This is a genomic window from Rhodococcus sp. NPDC059968 (assembly GCF_042738615.1).
Classification (GTDB): domain Bacteria; phylum Actinomycetota; class Actinomycetes; order Mycobacteriales; family Mycobacteriaceae; genus Rhodococcus_F.
The window spans coordinates 15,026-31,471 of the sequence record NZ_JBHWUE010000103.1 but is presented as its reverse complement, the minus strand read 5'-3'; the positions used below and the strand labels follow the sequence as shown (position 1 = coordinate 31,471).

Annotated in this window: 9 protein-coding genes; 3 read left to right on the top strand and 6 right to left on the bottom strand. The window is 63.6% G+C overall.

All coding sequences use genetic code 11. The features are described 5' to 3' along the window. The 4 genes from ACFWAY_RS44250 to ACFWAY_RS44235 all read right to left on the bottom strand — a co-directional run. Positions 1-1,409 (bottom strand): condensation domain-containing protein (locus tag ACFWAY_RS44250; protein WP_378514971.1); only part of this gene is annotated, 1,409 nt, incomplete at its 3' end. Beyond that, positions 1,375-4,257 (bottom strand): aminodeoxychorismate synthase component I, encoded by a 2,883-nt coding sequence (gene pabB, locus ACFWAY_RS44245; RefSeq protein WP_378514969.1) that lies wholly within the window; start codon positions 4,255-4,257, stop codon positions 1,375-1,377. The genes ACFWAY_RS44250 and pabB, both read right to left, overlap by 35 nt. A gap of 1,397 nt (positions 4,258-5,654) precedes the next feature. Then, positions 5,655-7,361, bottom strand: coding sequence for a DEAD/DEAH box helicase (locus ACFWAY_RS44240; protein ID WP_378514967.1), 1,707 nt, complete (start codon positions 7,359-7,361; stop codon positions 5,655-5,657). A gap of 9 nt (positions 7,362-7,370) precedes the next feature. After that, positions 7,371-7,970: a hypothetical protein gene (locus tag ACFWAY_RS44235; RefSeq protein WP_378514966.1), complete on the bottom strand. Its 600-nt coding sequence runs from the start codon at positions 7,968-7,970 to the stop codon at positions 7,371-7,373. 354 nt (positions 7,971-8,324) lie between these two features. On the opposite strand from ACFWAY_RS44235, the gene ACFWAY_RS44230 reads away from it, so the two are divergent. The 3 genes from ACFWAY_RS44230 (at position 8,325) to ACFWAY_RS44220 (ending at position 11,216) form a co-directional block, all read left to right on the top strand. After that, complete coding sequence (locus ACFWAY_RS44230; RefSeq protein ID WP_378514964.1) at positions 8,325-8,648, top strand: hypothetical protein; 324 nt, start codon at positions 8,325-8,327, stop codon at positions 8,646-8,648. 1,182 nt (positions 8,649-9,830) lie between these two features. Then, the gene (locus ACFWAY_RS44225) at positions 9,831-10,334 is read left to right on the top strand and encodes a DinB family protein (RefSeq protein ID WP_378514963.1); all 504 of its coding nucleotides are present in this window, start codon (positions 9,831-9,833) and stop codon (positions 10,332-10,334) included. Between the two features lie 381 nt (positions 10,335-10,715). Further along, a complete protein-coding gene (locus ACFWAY_RS44220) occupies positions 10,716-11,216 on the top strand; it encodes a GNAT family N-acetyltransferase (protein ID WP_378514962.1) in 501 nt (166 codons plus the stop codon). A 1,210-nt stretch (positions 11,217-12,426) separates the two neighbouring features. Here the strand turns inward: ACFWAY_RS44220 and ACFWAY_RS44215 are convergent. Together ACFWAY_RS44215 and ACFWAY_RS44210 are read right to left on the bottom strand one after the other, a co-directional pair. Beyond that, on the bottom strand, positions 12,427-14,166 hold the full coding sequence (locus tag ACFWAY_RS44215) for a hydantoinase B/oxoprolinase family protein (RefSeq protein ID WP_378514961.1): 1,740 nt from the start codon (positions 14,164-14,166) through the stop codon (positions 12,427-12,429). Then, positions 14,163-16,292, bottom strand: a complete 2,130-nt coding sequence (locus tag ACFWAY_RS44210; protein WP_378458085.1) for a hydantoinase/oxoprolinase family protein — start codon at positions 16,290-16,292, stop codon at positions 14,163-14,165. The genes ACFWAY_RS44215 and ACFWAY_RS44210 overlap by 4 nt, the downstream gene beginning before the upstream one ends. Positions 16,293-16,446 lie beyond the last annotated feature (154 nt).

Here is a 16,446-nt window from a genome sequence, read left to right as displayed (position 1 = left end):
GCGGGGTGTTCGGGGCCGCCGGTGCGGTCGAGCAGGTTCCGTCGTTCGTCGGTGTCGAGGATGTCGAGGTCACCGACCCGACACCCCGCATCGGCAGAAAGGAAGCGTTCGAGAAAGGACAACAAGCGGTGGTGATGACGATCGAGAACGTCGTTGTCGTACAGGCTCGGGTTGGCTTGGAAGTCGATGTGTGTCGTGGTGCCGCCCACGCTCGGGTAGATGTTGACGAAAAGATCGTCGACGAGCCCGGAGGTCAACACGTGCAGGCGGCCGAGGTGGGGGCCCAGCCGGATCTCTCGGTCGGCCGGCATGATGTTGAGAGTCGGACCAAACGAGCGATTGCGGCTGACGTCCCTGCCGAGATCGCGGCAGATGTCCTCACGCCGGTACCGCTGCCGCCGCAACGCCCCGGTCAACTCGAGCTGGGCGGACTTGATCAGTGTCCCGATCGTCACGTCCGCGCCCACCTCGAGTTGCAGCGGTACGACATTGGCCACCATCCCACCTGAGCGTCGCAACGGTGCGCTCGTTCGGGCCGAAACCGGCAGACTGAGTACGATGTCCGATCTTCCTGTCATCCGGCACAGGAAGCCAGCAAGAGCAGCGACCAAGACCGGTGCCGCACTCGAGTTGTGCTGCGCGACGACCGAGTCGAGCATTGAGGCTACGTCGTGTGACAAGGCCGCGCTGGCCACCCGCGGATGTGCCTCGACGGGTGCCGACCGCCCGGCCAGGCTCGCAGGCTCCGGCAGTCCCGAGGTCCGTTCCGCCCAGTATCGCCGATCGGCTTCGAAGCGATTCGAGTTCCGGTAGGCAGCATCGATTTCAACGATCTGCGCGAGGTCCAGCACGCGGAGCGGCGGGGCTTCGACACCGGCAACTGCGGCCGTATACAACTCGGCGATACGCTGCATCAGCGTCATGGCGCCGTAGCCGTCGAGGGCGATGTGGTGAATGCGTGAGTACCAGTGGTAGTGCCGGTCACCGACCTGGAGTATCGCCGAGACTGCGAGCGCATCGTGGAGGAGGTCTATCGGTGTGCTGAACTCGCGGCGCATCCACTGCTGCGCGGCGACGCTCGGGTCGTCCTCCGCGCGAAAGTCGATTCGCCGGATCCCGCTGTCGGAAGAATCGTCGACCAGTTGATACAGCTCACCGTCGTGATCGACCAGGCGTAGGAACCCCGAACCGAACTCCCTGGCCGCCACGCGGCTGGTCGCCTCGAGCAAATCGATATCCAACTCGCCGAAGACCTCGACGTACTGCGCGATCGTGATCGGGAGCTCGCCGGCCAGTTGCTGGGCGAACCAGATTCCCTTTTGCGCGGCAGATAAACGGCATGCCTCCGACGGAAGGTTGGTCCCCGAGCGCTTTTCAGTTCCTGGAATCAGTGGCGGGACGGCGTCCACGACTCTTCTCCGATCTGCTCTTTGCGTCAGGAGGCGTGCAGGGGTTGGGCTCGGGCCCGACCTCGGTGTGCTGGGGCTGCAGGGAGGTCCGCGCGCATGTGGTGTAGATCGCTTCTCCCGCGTGGTCGAAATGTGTTGCCACGTTGGTGAAGAACTTGTTCTCGTCGAGTAGTGCGAGCACTGTCGTGTAGCGGTCGGGACGGTGCTCGACGACGAGGCTGCCGCCTGCGTGCAGGAGCCGTGCCGCCGCAACAATGGTTTGCCGGGCGAGCCTCAGCCCATCTGCACCACCGACCGAGGCCCGTCGGTGGTACTCGCCGCACTGTGAGGGAAGGTCTTCGTCCTCGGGAATGCACGGTGGACGGGCGAGGACCAGATCGGCCGTTCCGTCCAGGCCGGACAGCAGATTGGGCGCGGTGACGGCGGTTTCGTGAAGCACGATCGGGCTCTCGCCGAGGCGGATCTGACGTTCGATGTTGCGTCGCGCCACGTTCAGGGCTGTCGGATCCACATCCACGGCGTGTACACCGGCATCGGCTCGGGCATGCGCGATTGCCAAGGCGATTGCTCCGGAACCGGTGCACAGGTCCACGACCACTGGAGTCGTGACATCTGAAATATCGGCGAGGGCCTCGGCAAGTACCAGTTCGGCGTTGGCCTTGGGCGCTGGCACACCGGGGCAGACCCACACCTCTACACCGCCCAATTCGGCCCGCGAGAGTCGTCGCCCGGCTCGATCGATGGTGTCACTCGAGGTCTGCGGACTGACGTGGTGGGCGAGGGCGTGCGGTCTGCCGGCGCTGATCGTGAGGGCCCTGCGCATGGCGGCCGCCTTGACCAGGGTCTCGATGAACTCTTCGTCGGGGTCGGACAATGCGACGATGGCGCCCCCGATCCCGAAGCTCACTGTCCCGTGCCGGGACACCATGGTTCGGATGACGATGCTGAGGTCGGCGGTGCCGTTGATCGACAGCCAGCCGAGGGCGCCCGAGTACACGCCTCGCGGCCCCTCCTCCAGCCGATCGATGATTTCCATGGTGCGTATCTTCGGTGCTCCGGTCATCGAGCCACCCGGGAAGCAGGCACGCACACACCCGACCGCAGTCGCGTCACTGCGCAGCGTCCCCCGCACCGTCGACACGAGCTGATGGACCGGTGCGTAGGTTTCGACGTCGAACAATCGCGGTACGTGCACCGAACCGGGAGTGCAGACCCGTGACAGATCGTTGCGCACGAGGTCGACGATCATGAGGTTCTCGGCCCGGTCCTTTTCGCTCGTCAGAAGGTCCTGGCGGAGCGCGTCGTCCGTCGCAGCGGTTGCACCCCGCGGCCGGGTGCCCTTGATCGGTTTGGACTCCACGACCCGGTCGGCGCCCACGCGCAGAAACCTCTCGGGGGAGGCGCTGAGTATGTCCGCTGCCTCGAACCTCAGGAGTGCTGCGTAGGGCACTGGAGTGATGGATCGGAGGTAGGCGAAGGTTTCGACGGGGTCTATCTCGACATCGATCTGGGCGTGGTTCGTCAAGCACACTTCGTACGTTTCGCCGACCCGAATGTTCTCCAAACAGGTACGGATCTTGTTGAGGTAGGTTTCACGGTTGTGGCGCAGCGTCATGCGCGGGTCTGCCGCCGACCTGATGAGCGGCCGCGCGGGACGCGCATCGTCGGTCGTGACGGGCATCCGGTTGATTACCCGCGCCGTACGGCGCATCCAGTCGCGGGTTTCGGGTTCGTGGGCCTGCTCGCTGAGCGCCAGTAGGTAGCAGCTGCCGTCGACGTGGTCGATCACGACTGCGCGGTCGGCGAATACCAGGGCCGCGTCCGGTGTGTCCGCGGAGTGTCGCGCATTGCCGTCGGCTTCGGCCTTCAACTCGTAGCCCAGGTAGCCCACGTAGCCCAGATTGAACGAGAACGGCAGGTCCGGCGATGGCGGCACAGCGCGGATCCGCAGCTGTTCGTCGAGATAGTCGAAGAATCGCACGCGTCGTTTGTCGGCCGGAACGCCGGAACGGTGCACCAGGACGGTGCCGTCCGCAACGTCGTACGTGACGTACTCGGCGCGTGGGCCAGATGCGTCGCCCATGATGGTGAAGCGGGCGTCCGACTCCACTGTGGAGCTGCCATCGAGCCAAAAACTGTTGGGGCCGTCTGCGAACAGGCGCTCATACACCGTCTGTGGGTCGACTCGCCGATCTATCCGTCGTGTTTCCACCAGGTATGGGGATAAGGTCCGCGGCCGCCGTCGCGGCTTCGGGGCGGATCCCTTCCGGCGGGTCGGGGTGAGGTCACGGAAGTTGGCGAGGAGTTCATGTCCATGATCGGTGCAGACCGACTCCGGATGAAACTGCAACCCCCACAGCGGGCGCAGACGGTGCCTTACCCCCATAAGGACCCCATCGGATGTCCACGCAGTCGCCTCCAGCGCATCGGGGAGATCTTCGACGGCGAGAGAGTGGTACCGGACGACCGACAGAGGCGAGGGGAGACCCGTGAACAATTCTCTTCCGTCGTGAAATACCTTCGAGTTGCGACCGTGCCTAGGCTCTGGAGCCAAGACGACATGCGCACCGAACAGTTGGCATAAACCCTGATGGCCGAGGCACACTCCTAGTGTGGGAAGCCCACCCTGCAGAATGGCCCGCGAGCTGATGCCGAAGTCGCGTTCGCTCGCTGGACGACCGGGCCCCGGAGAAATCACGATGTTGTCGAACTCGGTCAGGTCGATGGCAAGCCAGTCCACGTCGTTGCGTACCACCGTCGGCGGGCACCCGTTGACGTCGCTGAGGAAGCTGTAGAGGTTGTATGTGAAGGAGTCGTAGTTGTCGATCAACAACGTCTTGGTAAACATCGTTTGCCCGGTTCTCGGCGCGTGAGGGATGCGACACTGCGTTGTCTCTCGCCGGTGCAACGACTTGATGAGGTCCCTCGAACTTATTGCAGGAGCTTTCGTCTGAGCGTGCACCTCCGTGGCGCCCTCCGCCAGCACGGCGAACGCTCGTGTGATTCACCCATTGGGGGCGAAACGGCCGACGTTGTGGAATGAGGCGCCATGCCGTGAAGTCCGCCCGTGCCCGCGATGGTGCGGATGATTGCCAGACCTCTCGACGCGTCGGCCCCGGGGGGAGGCTCTGCCGACCTGAGGAAAATAGCTGCGCCTAAGTGCCGGCGATGCCCGCTCGTGCATTCTGGCTGACGAGCCGGCCGAGGAGCAACAGGGGACTTGTAGCGTCGATCCGGTGGGCGGCCTGGTGGACATGATCGATCCTTAGAAGGGCTATTTAGCATGCCTATCAACGCAAACCGCCCAGACCCCGACACGCCGCGCGATGCGCGCACTCCACCTTAAGTCACGAAAGTCTGTGGAAACAAGGTCACCCAGTCGGCAGTAGTCCACAGAGCAAAGTGGTCGGTTTTATAGACTGGACCATCACGTCCCGAAGTGTCCACCCTTCGCGGAATGGCCGTCGCCAGCAACCGCTTCTGTGCGGCTCGCACCTCTTCCGGGCTGCGCGGGGAGTGGTGTCCAACCGACGAAACAGCGGAATCGAGGTGGAACCGGGTCAGGGGGCGTTCTCGCCGTCGTGTTGCGTCGGCTGTTGTGCGGTGTCGGCTTGGGGAGGGCCCCTGTCCAGTTGATGTGGGTGAGTCGCCAGCGGAGGAGGGCGACCGGTGCAGTGATCTGGTCTGCTGTGGCCGGGTCCACCCGCATTCTCGGGTGTGGCGGTCGAGGGTGTGTGCGAGATTCGGTTCGCGTGGACACCTCGACCGTCGGTGGCGTCCATGAGGAAGGTGACAGTTTTCTGTGTTTTGGTGTCGTATGCGCTGACACCGACGGCGTCGACGAGGTCCATCCGGTCACGAACGGTGCCTGCCCGGTAGTGGTGTAGCCGTCATCTGTTTCGGTGGCGACGAGGAGGGGATTCGCAGGGTCGGCGTAGCCGCTGCCGGATACACCGGCAGTGATCGCGCCCGCGCTGCTCGAGACGTGCTCACGTGATGTTCTCCCCGGTTGAGCTCAACCTTTGAACCTCATCCGGCTGTCCGCCGATGGGTGCGGCTCTCAGTGTTGCCGTGTGTCCACGCGGACACACCTGTCTGAGTGGGGAATGTGCGTGCAGCGACTCTGGAAGTTCAGCATGCACGTCTTCTGTTCACCGAGGTGGACACCCAACTATGAGCACACTTGCCGGGATATGCACATCCGCTCATTCTCGATTGCAGAAGTCCCTGGTCCAGGCATCATTCCTACTCGAACATGCTTTCGGGAAGCCAGTCTGCGTCGAACAGCCGCGCGAGCTTCCCGAACGCCCCGAGATCGCCATCGACACTGGCTGACGTCACCATTAGCCGATTGATCATGATCCGAGCCGCCTGCTCCTCCACAGTTCCGGCGGCGAACAGGAGTGACCATGAGCAAACCTGCCCGTCGCGATGCGCACGACCCATCGTTTGGCGTGCGGCAATTCCGGAGTAGCGAGGCTGGTGGAAGAACCCGATGCGACGTGCCGATGAGGCGCGGGAACCGTCGACCATCAACTCGGACGCCTGCAGATTGATCGCAGATGCGGTGGTGAACACCGCGACCGGGTTGTGGCCGCGCTGAAATCTAATGCGCTCCGTCTCGAGATCACCCCCGCCGAAGATGCGCGAGACGCCAATGCCGTGCTCCTCCAAGAGGCTGGCTACCGGGTCGGCGGCGGTGGTGACCAATTCGACGGCGACGAGTACCTGGTAGCCGCGTTCGACGTGTGCGGCTACCAACTCGGCGGTCTGCGGGGCTCGCAGCATGCCTGCCTTCTGCCGGAACCGCATCAGAGCGGCACGGCCGCGGGCGGTGTCGTTCCCCTGGCGGGCGATCCTCATCGCGCTCCGGAACTCACTCCAGTCCTGGTGGTACGCAGCCCATTGTGTGGCGGTGAAATCGAGTGGCAGGCCGTCGATAGGCGGCGGCCCCCAGGGCGCGTCGCGATGCACCATGACGGGCGGGTCGCAGTCGGTCATCCACTTCCGGACGCGGGTGACGGCCTGATGCTGCAGCCGCTGAGAACCTTTTGCTTGGTCGTTCCAGTCCCATTTCCCCTTGTCCCACCCGGGAGTCAGGGGAAGTCCATGCTCGGCCAGCTTCTTACCAAGATCGGCCCACTCGCCCGGCGGGTCGTCGTGCAGTTGCGCGAAAAGCGAAGACAGGTAGGTGTATTCGCCTGGGTGATGACCCGGCGTCGCCGTCACGGTGATCACGAACGGCGCCTTCTCTGGTGATGCGGAGAGGCGGTTAACGCGCCGCTGGTACTGGGTGCGCTGGGCCGTGAGGTGCCTGAATTGCTGTGCCTCGTCATTGATGATGAGGGAAAAGGAGTACTTCGGTTGGCCGTTGCGTCCGAGCAACTTCTTGAGCTGGTCCGGGGAGATGATCAACCACCGGTACCCACCGTCGCCGAACGCAGCGAGGGCGTCGCGCCACGCGGCGATGGTGATCTGGGCTGGCCGGTCCACGGTGATGAGTACGGTGTCGCCACCCCCCAATTTCAGCGCAGCTTTCGCGCCGAGGATCGCGCTGCCGGTCTTGCCTACACCGGGCTCGTCGGCCAACAAGAATCCGCGCTTGCCGTGGTGAAAGGCCATCGCGATCGCCTTCGCGGCGTCCACCTGTTCTGGCCGCGGTATCTTGTGGAAACCAGTAGCGCCCGGTTGCCGCACGCCGTTGAAGTCCTCTTCGACCCAGCGAGCGTACGAGTACGGCTTCGACGCGTAGACGGCGAGTTCGTCAGGCAATTGAGCGCCGATGTAGGCATGCGCTTTGAGCGCCTTGTAGTACTTGGCACCGGGCGCGGATGCCCGGTACGGGACATCGAGAATCCAGATCTGCTCCCCGTGCCCCGGGGTGGGTATCAGCGACGCGGCGCTGGCTCGTCTGGGACTGGAGCGTCGCGGGGTGGTCTTCCGTGCGGCCATGAGCGTCGGCTATTCCCAGGGCGAATCGCCGGGGTCGACGACGTCGACTGCGGCCGGTGTGGCGGCGATCGTCGCGGCGGCTGGCGCCGAGGAATCGCGGGCTGTCGCAGCGGGCGCGGGGGCTGATGCAACGGCAGGTCGATTATCTACGTCGATAGTCTCCACAACCTCAGGTTCGGCCAACGGTTCCAGTGCTGTCGACTCTATATTGGTTTGCGGCGCCTCCGTGAAGTCTGGCGGGTCGATCTCGGTCTGCAGGTTCGACGACAATCCGAGGATCATCGCCCGGTCGTAGCGCAGAGCGACCGCGAACATCGCATCGAAGACCGCCCACGCTGCGCTGGGATCCGCGGCCGCTGCCTTCATCGCGTCCGCGACGGCACGCAGCGTGTCCGGATCGCGGGCCACCGCGGCGCGCGCATCGTTGGGGTCGATCAGGCCGCACATGTGACGTTCCGTGCCATCGTCGGGGGGCGCGCGTTGGATCGCATCCTTGACGACGTTCGATAGGGCCCACGGGCCAGCGGATGCTCTCGACACCACCTGCTTTTCGAGAGTGTCAGCGACATCTGCGAGGAACCGGACACGGCTGGGGAGGGTGTAGCCCATTCGCGTTTCCTTCCACAGGTCGGGGCGCGCGGCCGCAGGTGCAGCGCACTCACGTCGAGCGCCGAAGTATCGATGATGCTCCACGATACGGAGGGCAGTTCCGGCGGTGGGGGAGCGAACGCAGCCTAGGCATGAAACGTCTGTGGCCCGCGGATTGACCGTTCTTCGACGGTGCTCCACTTGGCGACGACAACGGCAACTTGCTGGGAATCGTGGCAGCACAACGGCCGAACTCGCAGCGTGCGATCAATGCCGCGCCCGAAAACCGTCGCCCTATCTCGAGGGAATCGAGCAGACACGAACAAGGAGCACCTCATATACCCACCCGAAAGCCCCATCCCCACACCACTCGGGGTGGCCGGAAACGCCGCGCTCGACCCAGCCCTGCGGCATCTGCCGCGCGCGACGATCCGCATATGGAGGGCAGGCCGCGGCGATCACCGCGTAGATATGGCCACCGCGCAGGCCGCGGACGGCGGTGTTGGTGCGCTGTGCGAATCGGTCAACCTGGACGTCGAGGACCCCAACGCCGTTGCAAAGGCATCTCTCGATCTGCTGGGTGCGGTCTCCAGTGGGCAGAGAACAGCAACCGGCGGATTCTGGTATACGTCGGCGAGTCCGAAGTACGTCGTCATCTGTCCGAAGTCGCGGACTCATTTCCCTGGTGCACTTCGTTGACGATCTGTGCACGCGGGAAGGACGACTGCTCGAACGGAGCTATCGAACGCAGCCGGAGCCGGTCCGCAAAGCGCTGCTGGACCTGCATCGACGCCAGCGACGCGAAACTAGGGCAGCCTGGAACAGGCAACAGGTCGTGTATACCGACGGCTCCGTCCGAACCTGTTTCGCGGGCTGCGGAATCGGTGCTGTCACCGTCGAAGGGAAGATCTACGGAGACTGGGTGCCAAACGCAGCGGCGTCACCGCTGCTCGCGGAACTGTTGGCGATCGAGAAGGCCGTAACTGGGGTGAAGAGCACTCGCATCCTTGTCCGCACCGACAGCCAAGACGCTATCGAGCTGCTCAAGATGGACGATTCAGTACGTCTGCGCGATCGCCGATTCACGACGCGACACCAGCAAGCCAGGCCATCCCACACACGTTCTTCGGGGTCTGCTGGCCAGCCGTCGGAATCGTCACACGCACCGCCAAAGACCGCCGAACACTTGCTCCGTAGGGGGAATCGGGATGGTCCTCCTCGGCATCGGCTTCATCGAACGAACGTGGTGGCTGAGTCGCCGCCTGGAACACCATCAACCGATCCGGAAGATACTGCGAACATGAATGACGACGAACCGTGATGCCTGGCAAGTCCACGAATCCGAACTCACCTCCTCCGGGTCGGGAGCGGTCCGCCTCGGCCCGTTTGTTTGAGCAGGTACTACCCGTGGTGGATGGCGGTCCAACGTGCCGTTCGGGATGATGCCGTTCGTGGGCGTGCAAAGTCTGTTGCGTCTCGTGCAGGTGTCTCGAAAAGGGCGAATGCGAGACGACACGAACTAGCGCATAGCCATGCAAGGATGCGTCCGCTCCCCTGAGATATCCGCATCGCGTCCGCTGTCGAATCGGGTGGACGTTGTCAACTTCAGAAGACGACTGCATCAACTGTGCGATAAGCTGCGCTGAGGCAGCATTCCCCTAACAGCCTGGGCTGCGGTGTTGACGCTGGCCCTTCTTGCGGCACACCCGAGCGCACAGTCCTTGACAGCAAGCGGATCAAATGCTCTTTCCCCGGGTCGTTCCTCGGCGCCGGACGTTTCGCTCCTCTCCCGAAGCGGATCGCCGTCTTGCGTAACCCAGCCCGACCGATACGTAGCGTACGATCCTTGACCAATTACACAACAGAATGGAGTGAAAGCGTATGGCTACCAACATAATTACTACCGGCACGGAGCGGTCGATCATCGAGAGCATGCTCGACCGGAACCGCGAGGCACTGATCGAGACCGCACGCGGCCTGTCTGATGCCGACGCCCGCCGACGACTCGTCGCATCGCTGACGACACCGATCTCGTTGATCAAGCATGCCGCTGCGGCTGAACGGATCTGGTTCCAACGGTTCTGGGCGGGACTCAACGAATCCGAATGCGATGGATACTCGCGCCGCGACGAGGGCACCTTCGCCGTCGCCGACGACCAGTCGCTAGCAGATGTCATCGCTGAGTTCGAGCGAGCAAGCCAACGATCACGTGAGATCGCGTCCCGCTTCGATCTCGACGATCGCAAGGACAATCCCCGCGAGGGAAACGTCAGCATGCGATGGACACTGCTTCTCATGATCCAAGAGTTCGCCAGGCACGCAGGTCACGGCGACATTCTTCGCGAACAGATTGACAAGCCTGTACTGCGACAGCCGAACTCGTGACAATTCTCGTTACCTAGCGCATTTCACTCGCAAAAGTGTGCTCTACCGAACAGTTGGGTCAGCTCTGCCACTGCCAGCGCACCGTCCGGACCTACGACGAGCCGAGAGCGTTCGCCGGCCATGCCCATCGGAACCGGTTGCGGCTTGACTCCTCGTTGATCGGAGGTAGGCAAGGGTTCGTCGACGCCACCACCTTCGGCGACACCCCCGGATCATTCGCGAAACAGGGCACGAAGTCATACCGAATCCGGCGACCGTAGCCCGGCGGAACGGGACCACGAAGAAGGTAACGGGGGTAAACGGGGTTGGTCGGATGTATTGCTCACGCGCAGGTAAACGATGGTGTACTCCTCGTGCCCGGTCTCGGTCTAGTCTCGAACCGTGCGTGAGATTCCGAAATTCCACCTGCGTGCGCCCGAACCGACCGACGCCGATGCGATCGCTGAGGTACAAATTGTGACCTGGCGGGCAACGTACGGCCATCTCCTCCCTAGCTCTCATTTCGACCACAATGCGCTGGAGGATCGAAAAGCAATGTGGCGCTTAATTTTGAGCGATCGCAAGTTACCGCAGCGACTACGTGTTGCGGAAGTAGGCGGGAGTATTATCGGGTTCGCCCATGCAGGCTCACCACTCGACGACGATGACCCCGTGCGAGATCTCCAGCTCTACACTCTCTATCTTCTGCCCGAACACCACGGGAGCGGGGCGGGGCAAGCGCTCCTCGATGCAGTTCTAGCCGGCGACCAGGCACAGCTTTGGGTCGCCAAGGACAATCCTCGCGCTCACAGCTTCTATCGACGCAACGGTTTCGTGCCTGACGGATCGGAGAAGATCGACCGAGGCGCGGCCGATCTGGTCGAAGTGAGACTCGTCCGATAATGGATGCGGATCAACAGATTCGCGGTCGCCGGTACCGGGTCGTTCAGCGGAAGGCTCATATCTATGTCGCAAACATATGTCCCGTATGGGAACCCATAGCCCGTATCAACTGTCTAGCGAACGGTCGTGGGCGAGCGTGGTCCGACATGGTCGATCCGGCTGTTCAACTACCTCACCGACTAGGGGGAGTCCAATAGACGGTGGGCGGATGGATGTCGGCAGTCCCCGTCAGAAGTACAGCGGATGCTAATCGCCGCGGCCGAGTGGAATTATCTCGGCGCGCAACACTTCAGGTGGAGGAAGTTCGAGGTACGTGGCGACCGGCTCGAGTTCGAGAGCAGGCCAGGCCGTCACCAATGGCAACTCGGTAGTGTCAGGCAACGGCGAGACCTCATAGTGGTCTTCGCGGCGGTACGACCCCGGCTGCTGATAAAAACCCTGCGTGGGTGCGCGAGGCACCGGCTGAATTACGGAATCCTCGAGGTCGGGTAATTGCAACTGCTGGCGTTCGCCCGTCCATTCTCCGGGATGAGATCGACCCGTCACCGGATCGATCTCGGCTGGGGAATTGGAACAAGCGTTTCATGACGATCGCCTTGTCGCCCGACGCGACCGCGACGACCGCCACATCGAGACTCCACGAGTACGCCACAATCGAGCGCAAACCCACGACAATTCCGGCGCCCCGAGCAAGTATCCGCGCACCGTGAGCGAGCGCACCCATCTCCGACGCATCAGGAGGCACAAATGCGCTGCGGCCGCGTCATTACCCGAGCCTGACATGCCGACCAGCCCGCAAACGACGAAAGGCGGCTACGACTGGGATTCTGTTCGTCACTAGACGGTCGCCGAGCCGAACGGCCGGACGGTGTGTGCAGGCCGGAGGTAGATGGCACGTCCGGCGGGGTCGAGGTGATGCAGCGTGCACCACCTTGGCGACCTCGTGAACCCTGTGACCGTCCGCGCAACGACATTGCCCTGGGCATTGTCGAGGCGGGTTGATTGCGGGGTCGAGCACACCACGGACTCGCCGCCGGCGGTTGTGTCTATTGTTCGGAGACGAGGGCGCCGGTGCCGATGGAGCAGGAGATGTCGCACTGTTCACGGTGCTTGTCGATCTCCAGGACGGGCGTGGTGAAGTATGGATCGTGAGGACGGTTTCCGTGCCGTCATGGGCGGTGCGAGTCCACAACGACACGGACACCGGTCTTTACTGGGTGCGGTTCGTCCGTTCGGCGCGGGTCTCTTCGGCGAGCACCGTGGTCGTCGATGCGTCGAGAATGACTCCGTAGTCGCGCAGTGCCGCCTCGGGTGTGACCTTGCCGTCGAGGACGTCGTCGAGGACGAGTTGCGTTGCCCGGGTAAGGGGGTCACCGTAGCCGCCGCCGCCCGCTGTGACCTGTCGGTGCCGGTCGCCGGCACGGACAGCGCGGTGTGGTTTGGACGGAAGCAGTTCCTCGTCAATGGCACCGAGATTGAGGATGTTTGCTGACGAGGCGCCGCTGTGTCCGCCGTTGAGTCCGTAGGGCTGGGAGGTGCGTCGGTCGGAGCGGATTTGGATGGTGGTGTTGTCGTAGAGCAGTGTCATGTCTCGGTAGGTTGACAGTCCGCCGCGGAACTGTCCGGCGCCACCGGTGTCGGGGAGGTAGCCGTATCCGTCGATTCGAAGGTGTCCGGACTGTTCGAGCTCTTCGATCGGTGTGTTGGCCAGGTTGGCACCGAGGGGGCTGATTGCGTCGTTTCCGTCGCCGGTGGGGGTGGCGCCCCAGGAGCCACAGAGGATGTCCCAGAGGACGATCGAGGTTCCGTTCGGTTCCGTGACGCCGACTGCGACCGAGTTTGGGCCACCGTCGCCCGCTGCGGGGACCCGGTCGGGGAAGGCGGACGCGAGCGCTCCGAGGACGGTGTCGATGATGCGGTAGGCGACCAGGCCGCGGGCCCCGCGCGCCGCCGGGCGTCGCCCGTTGAGAATTGAGGCGTCGGGGATGATGAAGGTGAACGGGCGGTAGAAGCCGCTGTTGGCAGGGATGTCCGATCCCAGTGCGCCTTGTAGTGAGGCGTAGGACGCAGAGCGGGTGAAGGATGCAGTCGCGTTGAGTGCCGAGGCCACCTGCGGGGAGGACCCGGTGAAGTCGAAGGTGATGTCGCTGTCGGCGATGGTGATCTTGACCTTGAACGGGATCGGGCCGGATCCGAGGCCGTCGTCGTCGATCGCGTCGTCGAATGTGTACTCGCCGTCCGGTGCGCCGTCGAGCGCTTTGCGGACTAGCAGTTCGGAGTAGTCGAGTAGTTCGTCGACCCGGTGATCGAATTCTTCGATCCCGTATCGGGTGACCAACTCGCGGATGCCCTTGCTGCCGGCATGGCAGGCGGCCAGCTGCGACTCGAGGTCGCCGCGCAGCATTTCCGGCTCGCGCACATTGCGCAGGATGAGGTCGTAGAAGGTCTGGTTGGTCACCGACGCGTCGACGAGCCGGGACGGCGGAATCTGAATGCCTTCGCCGAAGATGTTCGTCGATTGCACGGCCATGGAGCCGGCGGCCCATCCGCCGACGTCGGCGTGATTGACGACGGTGACAGCGAACCCGACCAGCTGCCCGGCGGGGGAGTCGGTGAAGATCGGGGCGATCGCGAAGATGTCGGGCAGGTGCATGCCGCCGCGGTCGGGATCGTTGAGAAGATAGATGTCACCCTCTCGGAACGTGTCTCCGAACTCGGCGAACACCGCCTCCATGGCGTCCGGAATGGAACCGAGATGCACGGGACAGGTGTTGGCCTGAGCGATGATTCGTCCGCGAGCGTCGCAGAGTGCGGCGGAGAAGTCCATGCTGGACGCGACGATTTGTGAGTGCGCGGTGCGAAGGATTGTGATGGCCATTTCGTCGGCGAGGCCGGACACAGCGTTACGGAAGACTTCGAAGGTGGCTGCGTCGCGGATCGTGGTGCTCATTTCGTTACCTCGTCGTGGTGGGTCGGTGTCCAGGTGATGATGATGCTGTGGAACTTGTCCAGGTGTGCGGTGGCGCCGGGTGGGACCAGCACCGTCGAGTCCATGTCCTCGATGATCAGGGGGCCGAGACGCGGTTGATCTGATAGGTGGAAGCGTGAGATCACCGGGGTGTCGACGTCCTCGGCGAAGCGGCACACACGTGAGGCCTCCTCGAACGCAGGAATGCTGTCCGAGGTGAGGGCTTGGTCGATGCTGACTGGGTTCGGAAGGAATCCGCGGACACGGACGTTGACGATCTCGATCATTTCGTCGCTGCCGGAACGACCGTAGGTCTTGTGGTGCTCGGCGTGGAAGCGGCTGTATGCCTCGCGGACCAGATCTTGGTCGACTGTTCCCTCGGGCAGAGGAATTCGCAGTTCGAAGCGCTGCCCGTGGTAGCGCATGTCGAGGATGCGCTCGATCTGAACGGTGTCGGTGTCGACGGTCGAGTTGGTGAGTTTGCACGTCACGTGCTCGACGAGGTCGTCGAAGGCCCGGCCCAGTTCGCTGGGCTCGGAGTGTTCGGTGCGGTACGGGGCGACGAGCTGGTACTCGGTGTCCGCGACCAACAGTCCGAGGCTGCTGAACAGGCCGGTGTGAATCGGCACGATGACGGTGCCGATGCCGAGTTCGCGGGCGAGGGATGCGCCGTAGAGGGGCCCTGCGCCGCCGAAGGCGACCATGACCGAATCTCTTGGGTCACGGCCACGCTCGCTGGTGACCGCCTTGACGGCCTTCGTCATGCTCGAAATCGCCACGTCGTAGGCGCCGCGAGCGGCGGCTCGGGGCTCGCGGCCCATCGGGTGTGCGATGGTCTGGAGAACCTTGTCTGCGAGTTCGGGCTGGATGTGCACACGACCGCCGGCAATCGCGTCGGGGTTGAGATATCCGAGAACGACGTTCGCGTCGGTCAGGGTGGGTTGGTTGCCGCCCTGACCGTAGCAGGCCGGCCCGGGGCGGGATCCGGCGCTTTCCGGGCCGACATGCAAGGCGCCGGCGTTATCGACGGAGACAATACTGCCGCCGCCGGCACCGACTTCGGCGATGTCGATCGACGGGACTCGGACCGCGTATCCGGCACCCTTGCCCAAACCGCGGCTGATGTTCATCCCTCCGCCGACCTCGTAGTCGTTGGCGACGAACGGCTGGCCGTTCTCGATCAGGGACGCCTTGGCGGTGGTCCCGCCCATGTCGAAGGCGACGACATTGTCGAGTTCGAGGAGTTGGGCGAGCTTCTGCACCGCGATGACGCCGGCGGCCGGGCCGGACTCGATGATCTGTGCCGGACGCTCGACCACTGAGCTCGCGTCGAGGAGGCCACCCGAGGATTGCATGATCGAGAACGGGGCGATTATGCCCTGCTTGCGCAGATTGTGGCCGAGTTCGGTCACATAGTCGTGGACGACGGGACCGACGTAGGAGTTGACGACGGCGGTGCTGCTGCGTTCGAACTCCTGCATTTCCGGGGAGATGTCGACCGATGCGGTGACGTACACGCCGGGAAGCAGGTCGCGGAGCTGGTCGGCGACGTTGCGTTCCTGCTCGGGGACGACGTGGGAGTTGAGTAGGCAAACCGCGACCGCTTCGATCCCGTCTGAGCGGAGCTGGTCGGCGAGTGCGGTGACCTCCTGTGGGTCTACTGGTCGTTCGATGTGACCGTCGGCGAAGATGCGCTGGTCGAGTTCGTACCGGTGCCGACGCCGCGCCAGTGGTGTGGGCTTCTTCCAGGACAGGTCGTAGAGCAACGGCCGCCGCAGCCGACCGATCTCGAGTACGTCGCGGAAGCCCTTGGTGGTCACCAGCGCGGTGCGTGAGCCGCGCATCTCCAGGATGGCGTTGGTGGCGACGGTCGTGGCGTGCAACACGGCAGCGACCTGGGTCGTGTCGACTCCGGCCTCCGCTAGCGCGGCGGTGGCGCCGGTGATGACTCCGGTGCCGAAGTCGGGAGGGGTCGAGAGCACCTTCATCGGCACGATGCGAGCTTCGGGGCCGAGTGCGAGGACATCGGTGAAGGTGCCGCCGATGTCTGCGGCCACCAGCCATTGCCCATCTGAGGTCGGTGTTTGGGTGTTGTTGTGCGAAGCCATGTCTCTCCTGGAGTGGATCGTTTTTGGGGAAGGGCGGGGGCAGCAGGTCGGGGCCGGGCCGCCGGTTGTGTGCCGCGTCACGCTAACCCTAAACCCAGGTTAAGATATTTACAACTAGTAATTGAGATATTTATGGACTCTACTCATCTCTGGT